18 protein-coding genes are annotated in these 18,777 nt (G+C 63.9%); 6 read left to right on the forward strand and 12 right to left on the reverse strand.

Features of this window, described 5'->3' with window-relative positions:
* From cyoD to cyoA, 4 genes are read right to left on the reverse strand one after another with little or no spacing between them, the layout of a single operon-like run.
* Positions 1-381 (reverse strand): cytochrome o ubiquinol oxidase subunit IV, encoded by a 381-nt coding sequence (gene cyoD, locus ABIC09_RS00830; protein ID WP_148751918.1) that lies wholly within the window; start codon positions 379-381, stop codon positions 1-3.
* Positions 378-1,007: a cytochrome o ubiquinol oxidase subunit III gene (cyoC, locus tag ABIC09_RS00835; protein WP_200470509.1), complete on the reverse strand. Its 630-nt coding sequence runs from the start codon at positions 1,005-1,007 to the stop codon at positions 378-380. Before cyoC ends, cyoD begins: the two co-directional genes overlap by 4 nt.
* Positions 1,008-3,005: a cytochrome o ubiquinol oxidase subunit I gene (gene cyoB / locus ABIC09_RS00840; protein ID WP_354036419.1), complete on the reverse strand. Its 1,998-nt coding sequence runs from the start codon at positions 3,003-3,005 to the stop codon at positions 1,008-1,010. It abuts the gene before it with no gap.
* A gap of 25 nt (positions 3,006-3,030) precedes the next feature.
* Entirely contained in the window at positions 3,031-4,191 is a 1,161-nt protein-coding gene (gene cyoA / locus ABIC09_RS00845; RefSeq protein ID WP_354108117.1) for a ubiquinol oxidase subunit II, read from the reverse strand.
* A 181-nt stretch (positions 4,192-4,372) separates the two neighbouring features.
* Between cyoA and ABIC09_RS00850 the strand changes: the two genes are divergently transcribed.
* Positions 4,373-5,701, forward strand: coding sequence for an MFS transporter (locus tag ABIC09_RS00850; RefSeq protein WP_148751914.1), 1,329 nt, complete (start codon positions 4,373-4,375; stop codon positions 5,699-5,701).
* Between the two features lie 122 nt (positions 5,702-5,823).
* On the opposite strand, the gene ABIC09_RS00855 is transcribed toward ABIC09_RS00850, so the two are convergent.
* Positions 5,824-7,323 carry a M48 family metalloprotease gene (locus ABIC09_RS00855; RefSeq protein ID WP_488226223.1) on the reverse strand — a complete coding sequence of 500 codons (1,500 nt, stop codon included), beginning with the start codon at positions 7,321-7,323 and terminating at the stop codon, positions 5,824-5,826.
* A 26-nt stretch (positions 7,324-7,349) separates the two neighbouring features.
* Positions 7,350-8,201, reverse strand: coding sequence for a thermonuclease family protein (locus tag ABIC09_RS00860; RefSeq protein ID WP_148751971.1), 852 nt, complete (start codon positions 8,199-8,201; stop codon positions 7,350-7,352).
* 259 nt (positions 8,202-8,460) lie between these two features.
* Between ABIC09_RS00860 and ABIC09_RS00865 the strand changes: the two genes are divergently transcribed.
* The 3 genes from ABIC09_RS00865 (at position 8,461) to ABIC09_RS00875 (ending at position 11,342) form a co-directional block, all read left to right on the forward strand.
* The gene (locus ABIC09_RS00865; protein ID WP_148751913.1) at positions 8,461-9,666 is read left to right on the forward strand and encodes an ABC transporter substrate-binding protein; all 1,206 of its coding nucleotides are present in this window, start codon (positions 8,461-8,463) and stop codon (positions 9,664-9,666) included.
* Between the two features lie 138 nt (positions 9,667-9,804).
* A complete protein-coding gene (locus ABIC09_RS00870; protein ID WP_148751912.1) occupies positions 9,805-10,593 on the forward strand; it encodes an enoyl-CoA hydratase in 789 nt (262 codons plus the stop codon).
* Positions 10,594-10,595: 2 nt separating this feature from the next.
* Positions 10,596-11,342 (forward strand): VOC family protein, encoded by a 747-nt coding sequence (locus ABIC09_RS00875; protein WP_354108118.1) that lies wholly within the window; start codon positions 10,596-10,598, stop codon positions 11,340-11,342.
* A 57-nt stretch (positions 11,343-11,399) separates the two neighbouring features.
* Here ABIC09_RS00875 and ABIC09_RS00880 read toward each other — a convergent pair whose 3' ends face one another.
* Genes ABIC09_RS00880 through ABIC09_RS00890 form a run of 3 tightly spaced genes read right to left on the reverse strand, consistent with a single transcriptional unit; the run spans position 11,400 to position 14,477 of the window.
* The gene (locus ABIC09_RS00880) at positions 11,400-12,218 is read right to left on the reverse strand and encodes an enoyl-CoA hydratase/isomerase family protein (RefSeq protein WP_148751910.1); all 819 of its coding nucleotides are present in this window, start codon (positions 12,216-12,218) and stop codon (positions 11,400-11,402) included.
* Positions 12,219-12,235: 17 nt separating this feature from the next.
* Positions 12,236-13,396 carry an acyl-CoA dehydrogenase family protein gene (locus ABIC09_RS00885; protein ID WP_354108119.1) on the reverse strand — a complete coding sequence of 387 codons (1,161 nt, stop codon included), beginning with the start codon at positions 13,394-13,396 and terminating at the stop codon, positions 12,236-12,238.
* 16 nt (positions 13,397-13,412) lie between these two features.
* Positions 13,413-14,477 (reverse strand): acyl-CoA dehydrogenase family protein, encoded by a 1,065-nt coding sequence (locus ABIC09_RS00890; RefSeq protein WP_354108120.1) that lies wholly within the window; start codon positions 14,475-14,477, stop codon positions 13,413-13,415.
* 248 nt (positions 14,478-14,725) lie between these two features.
* Here ABIC09_RS00890 and ABIC09_RS00895 point away from each other — a divergent pair, with 248 nt between their 5' ends.
* Positions 14,726-15,511 (forward strand): SDR family NAD(P)-dependent oxidoreductase, encoded by a 786-nt coding sequence (locus tag ABIC09_RS00895; RefSeq protein ID WP_354108121.1) that lies wholly within the window; start codon positions 14,726-14,728, stop codon positions 15,509-15,511.
* Between the two features lie 123 nt (positions 15,512-15,634).
* On the opposite strand, the gene ABIC09_RS00900 is transcribed toward ABIC09_RS00895, so the two are convergent.
* Both ABIC09_RS00900 and ABIC09_RS00905 read right to left on the reverse strand, forming a co-directional pair.
* On the reverse strand, positions 15,635-15,907 hold the full coding sequence (locus ABIC09_RS00900) for a GlsB/YeaQ/YmgE family stress response membrane protein (RefSeq protein WP_187434924.1): 273 nt from the start codon (positions 15,905-15,907) through the stop codon (positions 15,635-15,637).
* 28 nt (positions 15,908-15,935) lie between these two features.
* Positions 15,936-16,544 carry a YidB family protein gene (locus ABIC09_RS00905; RefSeq protein ID WP_148751906.1) on the reverse strand — a complete coding sequence of 203 codons (609 nt, stop codon included), beginning with the start codon at positions 16,542-16,544 and terminating at the stop codon, positions 15,936-15,938.
* Positions 16,545-16,687: 143 nt separating this feature from the next.
* On the opposite strand from ABIC09_RS00905, the gene ABIC09_RS00910 reads away from it, so the two are divergent.
* Positions 16,688-17,692 carry a 2-dehydropantoate 2-reductase gene (locus ABIC09_RS00910; protein WP_354108122.1) on the forward strand — a complete coding sequence of 335 codons (1,005 nt, stop codon included), beginning with the start codon at positions 16,688-16,690 and terminating at the stop codon, positions 17,690-17,692.
* Between the two features lie 371 nt (positions 17,693-18,063).
* On the opposite strand, the gene ABIC09_RS00915 is transcribed toward ABIC09_RS00910, so the two are convergent.
* Positions 18,064-18,672, reverse strand: a complete 609-nt coding sequence (locus tag ABIC09_RS00915; protein WP_354108123.1) for a hypothetical protein — start codon at positions 18,670-18,672, stop codon at positions 18,064-18,066.
* Positions 18,673-18,777 lie beyond the last annotated feature (105 nt).

Here is an 18,777-nt window from a genome sequence, read left to right on the forward strand (position 1 = left end):
TCACTTCATTCCCGTCATCTCGTGCATCGGCATCATGTTGCTGTTGAGGTGGTTCATCACCCACAGCGAGCCGGACAGCGCGATCACCACCATCACGATGGTGAATATCAGTGCCATCATGCTCCAGCCGTTCTCGGACTTGGGGCTCATGTGCAGGAAGTAGATCATGTGCACGACGATCTGCACGACGGCGAAGGCCATGATGACCAGCGCGGTGATCTGCTTGCTCGGCAGCGTCCCGCTCATCACCAGCCAGAACGGGATCGCCGTGAGCACCACCGAGAGCACGAAGCCGAGCATGTAGGTCGAGAACGTGCCATGGGCGTGGCCGTCGTCGTGGTGATGGTCGTGCGCGTGGGCGGCGTGGGTGTCGGTGTTCATCGCAGAACTCCCAGGAGATAGACGAAGGTGAAGACGCCGATCCAGACCACGTCGAGGAAGTGCCAGAACATCGACAGGCACATCAGGCGACGGCGGTTGGCCTCGATCAGGCCGAAACGCCAGACCTGCACCATCAGGGTCACCAGCCAGATCAGGCCGCAGGAGACGTGGAGGCCGTGGGTGCCGACAAGGGTGAAGAAGGCGGACAGGAAGGCGCTGCGCTGCGGCGTGGCGCCTTCATGGATCATGTGGGCGAACTCGGTGAGCTCGATGCTGATGAAAGCGACGCCGAACAGGCCGGTGATCAGGAGCCACATCTGCGTCTGGGCGATCTTGTTCTGCTGCATCGTCAGCATCGCAAAACCATAGGTGATCGACGACAGCAGCAGCATCGAGGTGTTCACCGCGACCAGGTTGAGGTCGAACAGGTCCTTCGGCGCAGGCCCGGCGGCGTAGTTGGCGCCGAGTACGCCGAAGGCGGCGAACAGCATCGCGAAGATGAGGCAGTCGCTCATCAGGTAGATCCAGAAGCCGAGCGAGGTGCTGTAGCCTTCCGGATGCGGATGTTCGTCGGCGAGGTAGAAGACCGGCTCGCCGGTTTGCGTGGGATTGACAGCGACAGTCATTTACTTGACTCCGGCGAGCAGCTTGGTGCGCGCATCCTCGGTCCGGATGACGTCGTCAGCCGGAATGTCGAAGTCGCGGTGATAGTTGAAGGTGTGACCGATCCCGACGGCGAGCATCGCGATGAAGCTCGCGGCCGCCAGCCACCAGATGTACCAGATCAGGCCGAATCCCATCGCGGTGGCGAAGCCGGCGAGGATGATGCCGGTGCCGGTGCCGCTGGGCATGTGGATCGGCTTGAACCCGGTGAGCGGACGCTGGTAACCGCGCCTCTTCATGTCCCACCAGGCGTCGTTGTCGTGAACGACGGGGGTGAAGGCGAAGTTGTAGTCCGGCGGCGGCGAAGATGTCGCCCATTCCAGCGTGCGGGCGTCCCAGGGATCGCCGGTGACGTCCTTGAGCTGCTCCCGCCTGAGGAAGGAGACCGCGAACTGCATCAGCATGCTGAGGATACCGAGGAAGACAAGGCCGGCGCCGATCGCGGCGATGACGAACCAGATCTGGAGCGAGGGATCGTCGAACACGCGCAGGCGGCGGGTCACGCCCATCAGGCCGAGCACATAGAGCGGCATGAAGGCCATGTAGAAGCCGGTGACCCAGAACCAGAACGACAGCTTGCCCCAGAACGGATCGAGCTTGAAGCCGAACGCCTTCGGGAACCAGTAGTTGATGCCGGCGAATGCGCCGAACACCACGCCACCGATGATCACGTTGTGGAAATGCGCGATCAGGAACAGGCTGTTGTGCAGGACGAAGTCGGCCGGGGGGACTGCGAGCAGAACGCCGGTCATGCCGCCGAGCACGAAGGTCAGCATGAAGGCGATCGTCCACAGCATCGGCAGCTCGAAGCGGATGCGGCCGCGATACATCGTGAACAGCCAGTTGAACATCTTCGCGCCCGTCGGGATCGAGATGATCATCGTGGTGATGCCGAAGAACGAGTTGACGCTGGCGCCCGACCCCATCGTGAAGAAGTGGTGCAGCCAGACCAGGTAGGACAGGATGGTGATGACGACCGTGGCGTAGACCATCGAGGTGTAGCCGAACAGCCGCTTGCCGGAGAAGGTCGAGGTCACTTCCGAGAAGATGCCGAAGGCGGGGAGAACCAGGATGTAGACCTCGGGATGGCCCCAGATCCAGATCAGGTTCACGTACATCATCGGGCTGCCGCCGAAATCGTTCGTGAAGAAGTTGGTGCCGACGTAGCGATCGAGCGAGAGCAGCGCGAGCACGACGGTCAGGACGGGGAAGGAGGCGACGATCAGGATGTTGGTGCAGAGCGCAGTCCAGGTGAACACAGGCATCTTCATCATGGTCATGCCGGGGCAGCGCAGCTTGACGATGGTGCAGATCAGGTTGATGCCGGATAATGTCGTGCCGACGCCGGCGACCTGCAGCGCCCAGATGTAATAGTCGACGCCGACATCAGGACTGTAGCCGATGTTCGACAGCGGCGGATAGGCGAGCCAGCCGGTGCGGGCGAATTCGCCGATGAACAGCGAAGCCATCACCAGCACCGCGCCGCCGACCGTCATCCAGAAGCTGAAATTGTTGAGGAACGGGAACGACACGTCGCGCGCGCCGATCTGCAGCGGCACGACGTAGTTCATCAGGCCCGTCACCAGCGGCATCGCCACGAAGAAGATCATGATCACGCCGTGGGCGGTGAAGACCTGATCGTAGTGATGGGCGGGGAGGAAGCCATCGGAGCCGCCGAACGCGAGCGCCTGCTGGGCGCGCATCATCAGCGCGTCGGCGAAGCCACGCAGCAGCATCACGATGCCGAGGATCATGTACATGATGCCGATGCGCTTGTGGTCGACAGTGGTGAACCACTCGCGCCACAGATAGCCCCAGAGGCGGAAATAGGTGACGCCGGCGAACAGCGCGCCGCCGCCAAGCGCGACCATCACGAAGGTAGCGACCAGGATCGGCTCGTGCAGCGGTAGCGAATCGAGGCCGAGACGGCCGAAGATGAGCTTGAGAAGATCAGGAGACATGCGAGCTCTCTTTAGGAGTCTGACGTCAGGAGTCTGACTTGGGACGTTGTCCGAGGAAGAAGGACGAGGACTTCAGCGGCGCGAAGGTCGGCCGCTTCAGGCCGGCACCTAGGAGCGGCGCGGTATCCAGCGGCGCCTTGATCGCGGCCGTGGTCTGGCCTTGCGGCGCATCCGGCGTGCAGGTGCCGGCGACGAAGGTCGGCTCGGGCCCGAGCACAGTGCCGCGGCGGGCGTACTTGTCGTAGGCCAGCGGCAGGGTGTTGTTCACGCCTTCATGGCCGAGACCGCCCTTGGCATCGATCGCCATCATTTCGCTCTGGCACATCTTGCCGGTCTCGACGCACATGTTGAGGATCAGGCGGTAGAGATCGGCATCGACCGTGCCGTAGCGGCGCACCGGCTCGTTCTCGCTCGGTTTCTCGAGCTGGAGATATTCGGCGCGGCCGAGCGAGCCGCCGGCCGATTTGGCCTGGGCGATCCAGGCGTCAAAGCCTTTGTCGTCGAGGCCGTGGAAGTTGAAGTGCATGCCGGAGAAGCCAGCGCCGCTATAGTTCGCCGAGAAACCTTTGTAGGTACCGGCGTGGTTGATCACGGCGTGGAGCGACGTCTCCATGCCCGGCATCGCGTAGATCTGTCCGGCGAGTGCGGGGATGTAGAACGAGTTCATCACCGAAGAGGCGGTGATGTGGAAGTTGATCGGGCGATCCACCGGCGCGGCCAGATCGTTGACGGTGGCGATGCCGTAATCGGGGTAGATAAAGAGCCACTTCCAGTCGAGCGCGACGACATCGACTTCGAGCGGAGCCTTGGACTGATCCAGTGGGCGTTCTGCATGGATGCGCCCGATGTTGCGATAGGGGTCGAGCAGATGCGTGCCCATCCAGGTCAGCGCGCCCAAGCAGACGATGATCAGCAGCGGCGCCGACCAGATCACCAGCTCGAGCTTGGTCGAGTGGTCCCAATCCGGCTCGTAGCGGGCCGAGCTGTTGGACTGGCGGTAGCGCCAGGCGAACAGCACCGTCAGCGCCATCACGGGGACGACGATCAGGAGCATCAGGACGGTGGAGATAATGACGAGGTCGCGCTGTTGCGCCGCGATATCGCCGGCTGGCGCTAGCACGACGTAGTTGCAGCCGCTTAGCGCAACTGCCAGGGGTAGCAGCGCCAGGATCTTGAAACGGGACACGGGCCGAGCCTTTGAGAATGAGTTTCCTTTGCGGGGCCAATGGGTAGCTGCGGCGCAGCAATCCGGACATTGGACAATTTGTCCAATGTTGCAGTGCGGGATGTTGGGCCAAACAAGGCAAGATTGGCTGGCGTTCCGCCGGGCGGTCGGCTTTGGTTTTCAGGACGTTAAGGGCGCACGCATGGCGACGGCACAGACCCCCGCAATGGCAGACCTCCACTCGGGCGAGCACGGCCACGACCTGGCCAGTCCTGGCGAGATCGCCATCGGCGTCATCATCGGCCGCACCTCGGAATTCTTTGACTTCTTCGTCTACGCGATCGCCTCGGTGATCGTGTTTCCGCGCCTGGTGTTCCCGTTCACGAGCGAGCTGACCGGCACCCTCTATTCCTTCATGATTTTCGCGCTGGCCTTCATCGCCCGGCCGGTCGGAACCGTGATTTTCATGACGGTCGACCGGGAGTACGGCAAGACGGCCAAGCTGGTCTCGGCACTGTTCCTGCTCGGCACCGCCACCGTGGCGCTCGCGTTCCTGCCTGGCTATCACGACATCGGCGTCGCCGCGATCTGGCTGCTGGCACTAGCGCGTATCGCGCAGGGTCTGGCGTGGGGCGGTGCCTGGGACGGTATGGCCTCGCTGCTGGCGCTGAACGCGCCGGCCTCCAAGCGCGGCTGGTACGCGATGGTGCCGCAACTCGGCGCACCGCTCGGGCTGATCGTGGCGAGCGCGCTGTTCGCCTATTTCGCAGGTAACCTCTCGGCCGACGATTTCTTCGACTGGGGCTGGCGCTATCCGTTCTTCGTCGCCTTCGCCATCAACGTCGTGGCGCTGTTCGCGCGCCTGCGCATGGTGACGACCGAGGAATACGCATCTTTGTTCGAAACCCGCGAATTGCAGCCCTCGCGCATCTCCGACACGGTTGCCCGCGAAGGCCACAACATCATGCTCGGTGCGTTCGCGCCGCTCGCGAGCTTCGCACTGTTCCACATGGTCACGGTGTTTCCGCTGTCCTGGGTGTTCCTGTTCACCCGCGAAAGCCCGGTGCGATTTCTGATCATCGAGATCGTCGCCGCCGTGTTCGGCGTCGCCGCGATCGTGGCCTCCGGCGTCATCGCCGACCGGGTCGGCCGCAAGTCGCTGCTGATGGGATCGGCGATCGCGATCGCGATCTACAGTGGCTTCGCCCCGCAGCTGCTCGACGCCGGCGCGTTCGGCGAGACCATCTACATGGTGATCGGCTTCATCCTGCTCGGCCTCTCCTTCGGTCAGTCGTCGGGCGCGATCGCCTCGAACTTCAAGCAGATGTACCGCTACACGGCGTCCGCGCTGACCTCGGACATGGCCTGGCTGTTCGGCGCCGGATTCGCTCCGCTGGTCGCGCTGCTGCTCGCCACCAATTTCGGCGTCATCGCCTCGGGTGCCTATCTGCTCTCCGGCGCGTTCTGGACCCTGCTCGCGCTCTGGCTCAGCGGCCAGCGCGAGGTGGGTGACATGGACGCGGGCGGCTAAGTACAAACAGCAGCTACAAGAGCTTTTGTAGGTGGGCAAAGGCGCCCTTGCGCCGTGCCCACCATCCCTCCTCCACTGCCGCAGAAGTGGTGGGGCACCCACCTACGGCAGCTCGGCGCGCCTCAATCCGTCACGATCTTCACGCGGTCACGCACCTTCACCTGCGCGGTGCGATCGAGGCCGTTCAGCACACGAAATCGTTCGGCCGGGTGATCGACGCCGGCCATGCGGTGAGACAGTGATTCCACGGTGTCGCCGGGCTGCACGGTGATGACCTTGATGCGCAGCGGACGGGCGGCCTGGATCTCCTCGAGGGTCAGGCGGCGGAACGAATTGACGGTCTCGCGCGCATTGCGATCGCTCTCGGTCGACTTCTGCCGCGTGGCGAAGATGAAGCGATAGACGTCGCTGCCGAAGCGCAGCGCATAGACCTTGAACTGCCACTGGTCGCCCTTGGCGGTGGCAGACGCGGCCGGAAAACCGTTGATGGTGATGTCCTCGGTGGACGCCTTCTCGACGCCCTCCATCCAGCCGGAATTGAGGTAGTCGCCCAGTGACTGCTCGGCCGGCACGCGCACGACGTCGAAGCGCATCGCCTGCGAGCCGCCCTCGCGTACGCCAATCACGGCCTGCGCAGTGTTGTCGAGCGTGAAATTGTCCGGCGCCTGGAAGGTGAAGCCGAGTTTTGGATGCAGGAAACGCCGGCCGCGGACAAAGCCTTCGCTGGGGTCCTCGCCATAGACGAGGTTGTCGATCGCGGCGAGATAGCTCTCGCGGTCGCGCTCGCCACCTTCTGGGGCGACATATTGACGAGCAATGGTCTGCGCATTCTGCACCCGCTCGGGCGTGGCCGGATGCGATGAGGTGAAATCCTGCGCGCGCGGATCGAGCGAGCTCTTGCCGGCCTTCAGCTCGGCATTGCGCTCCATCGCGGAGAGGAAGCGTGCGGCACCATACGGGTCGAAATGTGCCTTGGCGGAAATGCCGACGCCGATGCCGTCGGCCTCGAATTCCTGATTGCGCGAAAAGCTCGCCATGGTGAGCTTGGTCTTGGCGAGCGCGAGCGCGGTGAGATCGGGATCGGTGCTCATGTCGGTGACGACGCGGGTGACGATGGCGGCCTGGCGCGCCTGGTCCTCGCGCATCGCGGCGTGCTTCGACAGCACATGCGCCATCTCGTGGCTGAGCACGGAGGACAATTCGGAGGTGTCACTGGCCAGCGCGAGCAGCCCGCGGGTGACATAGAGTTGGCCGTTCGGCAGCGCGAAAGCGTTCACCGCGCCGGAATTGAGGATGGTGACCTTGTAGCCCTGGTCAGGGCGGTCGGATGCCGCGACGAGCCGGTCGACGGTCTTGCTGACCAGTGATTCGAGCCTGGGGTCGTCATAGGCCCCGCCATAGCTCGCCAGGATGCGCTCGTGCTCTTTCTCGGTGGCGGGGGTCTGGGCGACAGCCGGCTTCGGCTTGGGCAACGCGATGGTCGCCGGCGCCGCTGCGGTCTGGAACCGGCCCATATCGCCGCAGCCGGCGAGAGCCGTGCCCAGAACGAGGCAAAGCGCGGCCGGCGCAGCCCGAAGGCGGCGTCCTTCGCCCTTTTTGTGCTGTTCTAGCACCCCATTCACGTCGCTAACCCGTGCCTGGCCCCTGGTCAGGGCCTTACCCCAATCGGCTCGCTTGCGCCCAGCAACTCGACCTGTCCCACCCGGAGCACGTCGATACGCGGCCCCGCAGTCCCCTCAACCCAGCCCCTGACGCGAATGTACCTATTTTCCAGGGACTTAAGCGTCGTTCCAGCGCTTTCGAACGCCGGCACCATGCGCTTTGAAATAGTCGCGGCAAAGCCGTGTGTCCAGTTCCGTCCGAAGTTGAGGTAGGTCATTGCCCCAGCTTGCCGGACCGACAGGACTTTGCCCTCGACCACCACAAAGCGCCCTTTCCCGGCCAAAATATCGTCCGGACTTTCCGCGTTTTTTATGGCCGACGGGTCAGCCCAGTTGCCCTTTTTTTGGCGCCTCGCCTCGGCCTCTGACGACATCAGCGCGGTGGCGCACTCCTTGTCCGCGATCTCGGCCGAGACGAGGGCGTCGCCTTGGGCGAGCAGCATCGCCTGTACCGAGGTGTCGCTTTCGCCGATGAACAGCAGCGCGCCCTGGCGACCGTAGCGGTCGGGTGTGTCGTCCGTGCCGCGCAGCGTCACGTCGCGGCCGGCAAGCAACGAGGTCAGCGCCTGCCTGGTCGACGCAGTGGGCTCGATCCCGGTGAGGCGCACCTCACGGCCGTCGTCGAGACGCACACTGCGCGCATCGACGATTCCAACGACGCGGCCTTCGCCCTGTGTTTCGAATTGGCACGGCGCCGCGAACGCAGTGTGACCTGCGGCGAGAACAAATGCGACGATGAGGCGAAGCCGTTGCGTCACGAGACCCGGAGAGGTTGCGTTACGTGTCAATATTAACTCAAGCGCTGCGTGGCGCGAAGAGGCTTCCTCACACTCCGTCATTGCGAGCGCAGCGAAGCAATCCAAAGTCTTTCCACGGAGGGATTCTGGATTGCTTCGCTGCGCTCGCAATGACGTGGAGATATTTATCCATATGTCACCATTCCGCTTTGCGGAAAACATGAGGCCCGTCGAAAGACCCGCATCGCGCTTCTGCTTGCTGCGCTCTTGCGCGTGCGGCATGATTGCGGCAACAGCGTTTGCCAACAGCAATAATCAAGCCGCCATTCAAGAGTCAGGCGATCAAGGGAGGTCCTTTTCAATGAAGCATATTTTGTCCGGCATTTTTGCCGCCGCCTTGGCTCTCAGCGCGACTGTTGCGCAGGCCCAGGACAAGCCACCCTTGAAGATCGGCGGCATCCTCGACATGTCGAGCCTCTATGCCGACATCACCGGCCCCGGCAGCGAGACCGCAGCCAAGATGGCGGTGGAAGATTTCGGCGGCGAGGTGCTGGGGCGCAAAGTCCAGGTGATCGCGGCCGACCATCTCAACAAGGCCGACCTGTCCGCCAACCTCGCCCGCGACATGCTCGATAATCAGGGCGTCGAAATGATCTACGACGTCGCGGCGTCTGCGACCGCACTTGCCGCCGGCGAGATCGCGAAGGCGCGCAACAAGATCATCATGTTCAACGGCCCGGGCTCGATCCGTCTCACCAACGAGGCCTGCGGTCCCTACACCATCCACTATGTATTCGACACCTACGGCCAGGCCAACGTGACCGGCCTTGCGGCCGTGAAGTCGGGCCTCGACACCTGGTTCTTCCTCACCGCCGACTATGCCTTCGGCCAGGACCTGGAGAAGGACACTAGCGCAGTCGTGACCAAGACCGGCGGCAAGGTGCTCGGCAGCGTGCGCCATCCGCTCAACACGTCGGACTTTTCGTCGTTCCTGCTGCAGGCGCAGGCCTCGAAAGCCAAGGTGATCGGGCTAGCGAACGCCGGCGGCGACACCGTCAACGCCATCAAGCAGGCCGCCGAGTTCGGCATCACCAAGGGCGGCCAGAAGGTCTCACCGCTGCTCGCTTTCGTCTCCGACATCGACTCGATCGGTCTCGAGACCGCGCAGGGCCTGCTGCTGGCCGAAGCCTTCTACTGGGATCTCAACGATGAGACCCGCGCGTGGTCGAAACGCTTCATGGAGCGCACCAAGCGGATGCCGACCTCGGCGCAAGCCGGCGTCTATTCCTCCGTCATGCATTATCTGAAGGCGGTGAAGGCGGCCGGCACCACGGATTCGGCCGCGGTCATCAAGGTGATGAAGGATACGCCGATCAACGACTTCTTCGCCAAGAACGGCAAGATCCGCGAGGACGGCCGCATGATCCATGACATGTACCTGTTCGAGGTGAAGAAGCCGTCGGAGTCCAAGGGCCGCTGGGACGACTACAAGCTGGTCGCCACGGTGCCCGGCAGCGAGGCGTTCCAGTCGCTGGAGCAATCGCGCTGCCCGCTGGTGAAGAAATGACGCGAAGCGTCATCCCGGGGCGCGAAGCGAACCCGGGATCCATCTGGCCGCAGTGACGGTTGATCGATGGATTCCGGGCTCGCACCGAGTGGCGCGCCCCGGAATGACAGAACCTAACAACAACAAGGGAGACGTCCCATGAACGACATGGTCCTGCAAAAGCTCGAAGGCGGACTGCTCACGATCACCATGAATCGTCCCGAGCGGAAGAACGCGCTCAATCCCGAGATGGTCGCCGGTCTGGTCGAGGCGGCGCGGCGCGCCGCCGACGATCCGGAGGTGCGCGCGGTGCTGTTCAAGGGCGCCGGCGGCTCGTTCTGCGTCGGCGGCGACGTCAAGTCGATGGCGGCCGGCCGCGCGCCGCTGCCGTTCGAAGTGAAGATGGCGAATCTGCGTCGCGGCATGGAGGTTTCGCGCATCCTGCATCAGATGCCGAAGCCGGTGGTGGCGCAGCTCGATGGCGCGGCAGCCGGAGCCGGTCTTTCGATGGCGCTGTCGTGCGATCTCCGCGTTGCCTCCGAATCCTGCAAGATCACCACGGCCTTCGCCAAGGTCGGCTTCTCCGGTGATTACGGCGGCACCTATTTTCTCACCCAGCTGCTCGGCAGCGCGCGGGCACGCGAACTCTATCTGACCTCGCCCGTGCTGACGGCGAAGGAAGCGCATGCGATCGGCATGGTGACGAAGGTCGTGCCCGATGCAGAGATTGATGCTGCCGCGCACGAGCTGGCGCTGTCGCTGGCGCAGGGGCCGTCGATCGCGCTCGGCTACATCAAGCGCAACATCAACAATGCCGAGCATCTGCCGCTGGAAGATTGCTTCGACGGTGAAGCCATCCATCACACCCGCTGCAGCGACACCGACGATCACAAGGAGGCCGCGAAGGCTTTCGTCGAGAAGCGCAAGCCGGCCTTCAGGGGCGCATGACGATGGCGCCCTATATGCGGCTGCGGCAGATTTGTCTGGTCGCGCCGCAGCTCGCGCCTGTCATCTCTGATATCGCCGAGACCATGGGCCTCGCCGTCTGCTACCGCGACGGCAATGTCGCCAAATACGGCCTGGAAAATGCATTGCTCCCGGTCGACACGATCATGCTCGAGGTGGTCGCACCCTTCAAGGACGGCACCACGGCCGGCCGCTTTATCGAGAAGACCGGGGGGCGCGGCGGCTACATGGCGATCTTCTGCTGCAACGACCCGGACGAGCGCGGCCGGAATGCCAATGCGCTTGGCGTCCGCACCGCCAACGTCATCGACCACGCGCCCTATCACGGCGTCCAGCTCCACCCCCGCGACTGCCGCGCCGCCTTCATCGAGTTCAACCACACCGCAGGCAGCGACGATATTTTTGGAACGTATCCGCCCGCAGGCCCGGACTGGCAGAAGTTCGTCCGCAAGGAAGTGACGCAGGCGCTGACGGCAGTGGAGATGCAGAGCCCGGATCCACACGGGCTGGCGCAGCATTGGAGCAAGATCATCGGCGTGGCAGCTGATGGCTCTGAGCTGAAGCTGCCCAACGCAACCTTCCGCTTCGTCAAGGGCGCCAGCGAGATCATGAGTGCGCTCGAGTTTCGGGTGGCCGATGCCGCGCACGTGCTCCATGTCGCGAGGTCAAAGGGGCTGGCAGTGGCCGGGAACGAGTTTCTGCTCGGCGGCGTGATCTTCCGCGTCAGTTGACCCGAAGGAATCCGTCACAAGCTCTCATGACGACGGGGATGCAGCGCGGAGCTGCAATCACCGCCCCCTGAAATTCGCCACACGCCGCTCTTCCGTGGCCTTCACGCCTTCCTTGAAATCTTCCGTCGCGCGCAGGCGGGTCTGTTCGGTGAGCTCGTGATTGGTCGCGGCCATGACGCGATCGGCCAATCCGGCGCGCATCGTGGCGCGGGTAGAGAGCAGGCCGAGCGGGGAGCATTCGGCGATCTCGCCGGCGAGCTTCATCGCCTCCGCCTTCACCTGGTCCTGCGGCACCAGCACATTGGCGAGGCCCCATTTGACGGCTTCTTCGCCGGTGACGCGGCGGCTGGTGTAGAACATCAGCTCGGCGTTGTTCTTGCCGATCAGCTCGGGCAGCGTCGTCGTCAGGCCGAAGCCGGGATGGAAACCCAGCTTGGTGAAATTCGCGGAGAAACGCGCTTCGGGGCAGGTGACCCGGAAGTCGGCCGACACCGCAAGACCGAGGCCGCCGCCGATGGCTGCGCCCTGCACGGCGGCGACGATCGGCTTCTTGGCGCGGAAGATGCGCACGGCCTGGATGTAGAGATGATTGATTGCTCCGAGGCTGTCGGCCGGATCGCCCTTGGCAGCCTTATCGGCTTCGCGCGCTTCCTGCGCCTGCCGCGCCGGGTCCTGGAAATTCGCGCCGGCGCAGAACGCCTTGCCTTGCGCCGAGAGAACGGAGGCGCGGATCTCGATGTCGCGATCGAACTCGTCGAGCGCATCCGCGATCTGGTTGATCAGGGAGATGTCAAAGAAGTTGAGCGGCGGGCGGCGGATCTCGATGGTGCCGACATGCCCGACCCTTTCGACGCCGATATCTTTATAGGTGCTCATGATGATCCTCGATTGAATTAGCGCAAACCAAGTCCGCGGGCGATGATGCCGCGCAGCACTTCCGTGGTGCCGCCCTGGATGGTGAGTTTCGGCGCGGTCTTGATCGCGAAGTCGAGCTGCCGCTCCAGCGTCTCGCGGTTGGTCGCGGTCTCCTCGACGAATGCGGCAAGGTCGCGCACGCGGTGCGGAAGCTGTTGCTCCCAGACCGTACCGATGTCCTTGACGATGGAGGCCTCCACCACCGGCTCCTTGCCGGCCTGCAACATGCCGGCGACCGACACCGACATGCGCCGCATGGTGTGGAGCTGCGCGACGAGGCGTCCGATGCCTTCGGCGCTGCGCGTGTCAGGATTGGGACCGACCGCCCGGACCAGCTCGGTCAGCACGTAATAGGTCTCGAGGAAGCGCTCGGGGCCTGAACGCTCATAGGCGAGCTCTGAAGTCGCCTGTTTCCAGGCGCCGTCGACCTCGCCGAGCACGTGATCCTCGGGCACGAAGAAGTCGGTGAAGACGACCTCGTTGAACTCGTACTGGCCGGTGATCTGGCCGATCGGGTTCACCTTGATGCCCGGCTGCTTCATCTTGACCAGGAACTGGGTCAGGCCGTGACGGCGGTTTTCCTTGGTCGGCGGCGAGGTCCGGAAGATCGCGATCATGTAGTCGGCGATATGCGCCGACGAGGTCCAGATCTTGGTGCCGTTGATGAGATAGCCGCCATCGGTCCTGGTCGCGCGCGTCTTCGCCGCGAACAGGTCGGAGCCGGAGTTCGGCTCGCTCATGCCGATCGCAAAGCAGATCTCGCCACGGCAGATGCGCGGCAGGATATCCATCTTGATGTTTTCAGGCGCGTATTTCAGCAACACCGGCCCGCTCTGGCGGTCGGCGACGAAGAAGCGCCGTGTCGGGGCGTTGGCGACGCGCATCTCCTCGGTCACCACGTAACGCTCGAGGAAGGAGCGCTCCTGGCCGCCATATTTCTTCGGCCAGGTCATGCCGAGCCAACCCTTGGCGCCCACCCGGCGGGAGAATTCCGGCGCGTCGGTGTCTTCGCGGTTGGGCTTGTGCGGATCGAAGGTGCCGGCGGCGATCTCCTCGGCGAGGAAGGCCCGCACTTCCTTGCGCAGTTGCTCGCACTTCTCGGGCAGGCGGATCGGATCGAAACGAAGAGCAGCGGTCATGTGTTTCGTCTCCCGATCAGCGCGACGCTACGAGCGGCCACAATTCATCGGCGCCGCGTTTGGCGACGAGCTTGCCGAGCTCGACGGCCCAGTGGCTCTCCGAACCGAAATCGTCGCGCCAGGCCAGTGCCCGCAACGAGTACCGGTGCAGGATGTGCTCGTTGGTGAAGCCGATCGCGCCGTGCACCTGATGCGCGATGCCGCCACCTTTCTCTGCTGCCTCGGCGCAGCGGATCTTTGCAGAGGCGGCTTCGAGATAGACCTCGTCGTCGAACGACTTTGCGTTCGCGATCGCATCGGCGGCCGAGGTTGCAGCCGCGAGCGCCGCGGCGGATTCGCCGGCGAGGCGTGCGAGATTGTGCTGCACCGCCTGGAATTTCGAGATCTTCTTCTCGAAAGCGACGCGCTCGTTGGAGTAGCGCACGGAGATGTCAAGCATGGATTCCAGTGCACCGGCGATCTGAAGGCTGCGCGCGACGCCGCCCATCAGCATCAGCGTGGTCTGATCAACGCCCTTCGGCGCGGCCTTGGTGGTGACAGGCTGGACCTTGTCGAACGTCACGGTATCGCTATGGTCGTAGCCGACATTGAGCCCGGATTCGATCCGGCCCTTGCTTGCATCGACCAGCGCAATTGAGACGCCGTCCTTGCCATCCGCGAGCACCGCAAGATATTTTGCCGCTTTGGCAAACGGCACGCCGCGGCAGCGGCCGGAGAGTGCGCCGTCGGCATCCATCGTGAGCCGATCCTTCGGCGAGGCTGGCAGCACCGTCATCTCGCCTTCGGGCGAAGCGATCTTCGCCTGCGCCAGCAGCCAGCCCGCGAGCATCGTCTCGGCCAGCGGAACCGCGACCGCGAAACGGCCGGCGGCATTCAGCAAGGCAAAACCGTCGGCAAGGCTCGCGCCGGAGCCGCCGAGATCGTCGGGCACCCAGGATAACGGCAAGCCGGCTTCGCTCAGCGCCTGCCACAGCGGCGCCTGCCACGTATCCTTCTTGTCGTTGTTAATGGTCTGCGGATCGGCGAGATCGGCGAAGATCTTCTCCGCGGTCTCGACGACGATATTGTCACTCTCCGCCACAGCGTTCCCCGTGTTTTGCCATTGGCGCGTCCTGCCCGGTCAGTGCGGCGCGCGGTCTCTTCTTGCGCCCGATGATCCGAAAAAGCCATGGCCCTGACAAGCGTTGATCGCAGGCCTATCTGCGGCGCTAGCATGGGGGCAAGAACCAATCTGGGCTAATTCCGCTTAGCGGAGTTTGCTTGATTTGCAGGGCGCGGCAAACTCGTTAAACAGGGCTCCAGCAGTTTACAGAGGGAAGGAAATACCGGATGGCCAAGGACAGTTTGTGCGCAGTCGTGACGGGGTCCGCATCCGGTCTCGGTGCTGCGACCGCGGAAATTCTCGCGCGGAGCGGGGCGCGGCTCGTCATCAACTATTCGTCGAGCCAGAAGGAAGCCGAGGCCACGGCAGAGCTCTGCCGCAAGGCCGGCGCCGCGGAAGTTCTGGTCGCGCAGGGCGACGTCTCGAAGGATGACGATTGCCGCAAGATCGTTGCGGCCGCGAGCGGCTGGGGCCGGCTCGACATCCTCGTCAACAACGCCGGCACCACCAAGCACGTCGCCCATGCCGATCTCGACGGATTGTCGGCCGAAGATTTCCAGCGTCTCTACGGTGTCAACACGATCGGCCCGTTCCAGATGGTGCGGGCGGCGCGTAGCTTGCTGGAAGCCGGGTCGAAAGCGTCGGGACGCTCGTCCGCCGTGGTCAACGTGTCGTCGGTCGCCGGCATCAGCGGCGTTGGCTCGTCGATCGCCTATGCCGCGAGCAAGGGCGCGCTCAACACCATGACGCTGTCGCTGTCGCGCGCACTCGCGCCGCTGATCCGCGTCAACACGGTGTGCCCCGGTTATATCGACACGCCCTGGTTCACCAAGGGCCGCGGCGAAGCCGGCGCCAAGCAGGTGCGCGACAGCGTGGTGGCGAAGGTGCCGCTCAAGGTCGCCTCATCCGCCGAGGACATCGCCCAGCTCGTCTGCTTCCTGGCGATGCCGGCCTCGAGCAACATGACCGGCGAGGTCGTGCGCATGGATGCGGGGATGCATTTGATTACGTGACTCGTCATTGCGAGCGAAGCGAAGCAATCCAGATCGTCTCCGCGGGGACAGTCTGGATTGCTTCGTCGCAAGGGCTCCTCGCAATGACAGAGTACAGCGTGGGTCTATCTGACGCCTAGGCCGTCACCCCTTGATCACGCCGCTCGCCACCAGCCGGTGCCAGATGAATAGCACCACCACGGCACCGATCGTGGCCATGATGAATCCGGCGCCTTGATCCGGGCTGTAATGGCCGATGGCCTGGCCGACGAAGGTCGCCAGAAACGCACCGACGATGCCGAGGATGGTGGTCAGGATGAAGCCTGACGGGTTGTTCGGCCCCGGCGCCAGCCAGCGCGCGATGAGGCCGGCGATGAAGCCGACGACGATGATCCACAAGATGCCGCCCATGCTCATGTCAGTGCTCCCCTCGGTTTGACTAAAATCAGACTCTGTCTGAGATCTCGTTCTCGGTCGGCAACCGTCCGTCCGGCGTCAGGTGGTCGATCACCTGCGGCAGATACTGGCTGAGGCCGGAGAGCAGCTCGTCGCGCGACAGGCCGCTTTGGGCGGAGAGGCTTTGGATCTGGTCGGCGCCGAGTGCGTTGGCGAGATCGCCGGGTGCAATCGGCTTGTTCTCGCCCTTGCCGACCCAGGTGTTCGCGGTCTCGCCGTGGCCGCCCTGCTGGAGCTGGTTGAGGAGATCGCCAAGCCCGCCGCTCAGCACGCTGCCGGCCGCGCCGCCCGCGAGCAGGCCGCCGAGGCCACCCTTGAGCACGTCACCGAGGCCGCCGCCTCCGCCAAGAGCACCACCAAGCGCGCCACCCAGGCCTCCGCCCGGGCCCGCATTCACCGGTGGCATAGAGGCCGGCGCCGTCTGCGGCGCTGCGCCTGGCTGGCCCGCCGTCAAATGCTTGAAAGTCTTCCAGGCGAGCAGACCAAGGATCGCCATGGTCATGGGCGACATGCCGCCGCTGGATGAGGATTGTGAACTCGGCGCGCTTGGGCCGCGCGGGCCATTCTGCATGCCGTTGAGGACGTCGAGTAAACCCATGGCGTTCTCCTGCCGGTAACAAGCCCCTTTCCAAAACATATGAGGCTCTCATGACGGTTACAAGGCGATTGCGCCGCAACCGGGCGATGGGCAGCCGGCGTCAGCTCTGCTATCGAGGGCCGGTCATTCAGGGAGCAGGCCAGGTGGTTACGGATCGATCGATCGTGGTGGCCGGGGCGGGCGCCATCGGCTGTTTTGTCGGAGGCCAGCTGGCGGCTGCCGACCGTCGGGTCGCAATGCTGGTGCGGCCGCGGGTGAAGACCGAGATCGAGCAGTTCGGCCTGCGGCTGACGGATTTCGACGGTGCTGAGAAGAAGCTGGATGCGGGCCGGCTCGCGCTGTCGGAAGATCCCGCAATCTTCCACAGCGCCGGCATCGTGCTGGTCACGGTCAAGAGCGCCGACACGGCAGAGGTCGCGGACCAGATCGCGCAGCACGCGCCTCAGGATGCCGTCATCGTGTCGTTGCAGAACGGTGTCGGCAATGTCGCCGTGCTGCAAGAGCGGCTCGGTGGCCGGCGCGTGCTTGCCGGCATGGTGCCGTTCAATGTGGTGGCAATGGGGGAAGGACGCTTCCATCGCTCGAGCTCCGGCGACATCCATGTCGGTGAAGATGCGGACAACACGGCTGCGGCGATGTCTGTGCCGGGGCTTAATTTGCGCGCAAGCCGCGACATCGCCGGCGTGCAATGGGGCAAGCTGATCATCAACTTGAACAACGCGCTCAGCGCCCTGTCCGACATGCCGCTCGCTGCGCAATTGGCGAACCGCGACTGGCGAAGACTGTTCGCCGACCAGATGGCGGAAGGTCTGGCCGCGCTAAAGGCCGCCGGCATCACGCCGGCCTCGGCAACGCCAATCCCGCCGAACTGGACGCCGAGCTTGCTGAGATTGCCCGACATGATCTTCAACGCGATCCTGGGGCGGACAATGAAGATCGATCCCGAGGCGCGCTCCTCGATGTGGCAGGATCTGAAGCAGGGCCGCAAGACCGAGATTGACTATCTCCAGGGGGCGGTCATTGCCATGGCCGAGCAGAATAATGTCGATACGCCGCTGATGCGCCGCATTGTTGCGCTGATCAAGCAGGCCGAAACCGCCGGCAAGGGCCCGCCGGGACTCTCACCGCAGCAGATACGTGCCGGTTGATGGAGGAGCGCGATGAAGTATGTGCTGATGTTGGGGCTCGCGCTGTGCGGTGCCGTCACATTTGCTGAGGCCCGGCCGCCGACCGTCACGAATTCCCCGGGCTATGACGCGCGCTTGAAGGAGAGCCGGTCGGCGTTGGGCAATCCGCCGACAGTACAGGCTCCGGGGATTCCTCCGGTTACGTCACCCAAGCATAGCCGGAAGAAGCATACGAATTAAGGAACGGCATCCTCAGCCTTAACCGGGATAACGGTGCCAGGATAGCTCGCGACTGTATCAACGTCGTCGTTGCGAGCGCAGCGAAGCAATCCAGGCTGCCTCCGCGGAAAGACTCTGGATTGCTTCGCTCCGCTCGCAATGACGGCTGTGCCTCAGCCCTTCTTCGCCGGCTTGCTCGGCGTCGGGCTGAACAGCCTCTTCAGATCGCTCAGGCTTTCCGACAGCCGCGGCCATTCGCAGGAGAACGATCCCTTGGTGCAGGGCGCGCCCTTCTGTCGCAGCACCTTCGGCCGTTCCACGGGCACGGGCACGCGCTCGGCCTCGGTTCGCAGTGCGACCTGCTGAAGCTGCTGCACCTGTTGTTCCTGCTGCTCGCGCTGCTGCCGTGCCGTGGCCTGGGCCGCTTCATTGCTGCGGCGCTGATTGGCGAGATAGGCGGTGTAGGATTCGTCGATCTTCTTCTGCTCCTCCGGCGTCGGGTTCGGCCCGGCGATGTCGAAGGTGCGGTCCTGGAGGAAGTCGTAATAGGTGTAGCCGCCGCCCGCCTTGCGCCGGCCGGCGAATTTTGCGTTGCAGTCGGCAAGCGCTGCGGTCTTCTCGGCCTTGGTCGCGGATTTTTCGGCAGCGTCGGCGCATTCCTCGAAGTCAACCGGCGCGCGCTTCCACCATTGCGCGTGGGCATGCGACGCGATCAGCAGGAAAAATCCTGCTGCGGCAACGACAAACAGCGCCGCACGACGCGATACAACTAGGTCCGACATTCTACGAGAGCGTTCCCTGTAAAACTCAACCCAAACTGAGTCGGGCCTGATTTTTGCTCCATTATCGCCGCCTTGTCACCCGTGGAACCCGGGAAATTCACGGCT

The sequence above is a fragment of the Bradyrhizobium sp. S3.12.5 genome (genome assembly GCF_040548225.1).
Taxonomy (GTDB): Bacteria; Pseudomonadota; Alphaproteobacteria; order Rhizobiales; family Xanthobacteraceae; genus Bradyrhizobium; species Bradyrhizobium cytisi.

What these genes read in the sequence shown, in the direction of transcription:
- ABIC09_RS00880 (WP_148751910.1), bottom strand. Translation starts at nt 12,218, where the DNA reads ATGAGCACCTATAAAGATATCGGCGTCGAAAGGGTCGGGCATGTCGGC.
- cyoB (WP_354036419.1), bottom strand. Translation starts at nt 3,005, where the DNA reads ATGTCTCCTGATCTTCTCAAGCTCATCTTCGGCCGTCTCGGCCTCGAT.
- ABIC09_RS00860 (WP_148751971.1), bottom strand. Translation starts at nt 8,201, where the DNA reads ATGACGGAGTGTGAGGAAGCCTCTTCGCGCCACGCAGCGCTTGAGTTA.
- ABIC09_RS00915 (WP_354108123.1), bottom strand. Translation starts at nt 18,672, where the DNA reads ATGTCGGACCTAGTTGTATCGCGTCGTGCGGCGCTGTTTGTCGTTGCC.
- ABIC09_RS00895 (WP_354108121.1), top strand. Translation starts at nt 14,726, where the DNA reads ATGGCCAAGGACAGTTTGTGCGCAGTCGTGACGGGGTCCGCATCCGGT.
- cyoC (WP_200470509.1), bottom strand. Translation starts at nt 1,007, where the DNA reads ATGACTGTCGCTGTCAATCCCACGCAAACCGGCGAGCCGGTCTTCTAC.
- ABIC09_RS00850 (WP_148751914.1), top strand. Translation starts at nt 4,373, where the DNA reads ATGGCGACGGCACAGACCCCCGCAATGGCAGACCTCCACTCGGGCGAG.
- cyoD (WP_148751918.1), bottom strand. Translation starts at nt 381, where the DNA reads ATGAACACCGACACCCACGCCGCCCACGCGCACGACCATCACCACGAC.
- ABIC09_RS00865 (WP_148751913.1), top strand. Translation starts at nt 8,461, where the DNA reads ATGAAGCATATTTTGTCCGGCATTTTTGCCGCCGCCTTGGCTCTCAGC.
- ABIC09_RS00905 (WP_148751906.1), bottom strand. Translation starts at nt 16,544, where the DNA reads ATGGGTTTACTCGACGTCCTCAACGGCATGCAGAATGGCCCGCGCGGC.
- ABIC09_RS00870 (WP_148751912.1), top strand. Translation starts at nt 9,805, where the DNA reads ATGAACGACATGGTCCTGCAAAAGCTCGAAGGCGGACTGCTCACGATC.
- ABIC09_RS00900 (WP_187434924.1), bottom strand. Translation starts at nt 15,907, where the DNA reads ATGAGCATGGGCGGCATCTTGTGGATCATCGTCGTCGGCTTCATCGCC.
- ABIC09_RS00885 (WP_354108119.1), bottom strand. Translation starts at nt 13,396, where the DNA reads ATGACCGCTGCTCTTCGTTTCGATCCGATCCGCCTGCCCGAGAAGTGC.
- ABIC09_RS00875 (WP_354108118.1), top strand. Translation starts at nt 10,596, where the DNA reads ATGGCGCCCTATATGCGGCTGCGGCAGATTTGTCTGGTCGCGCCGCAG.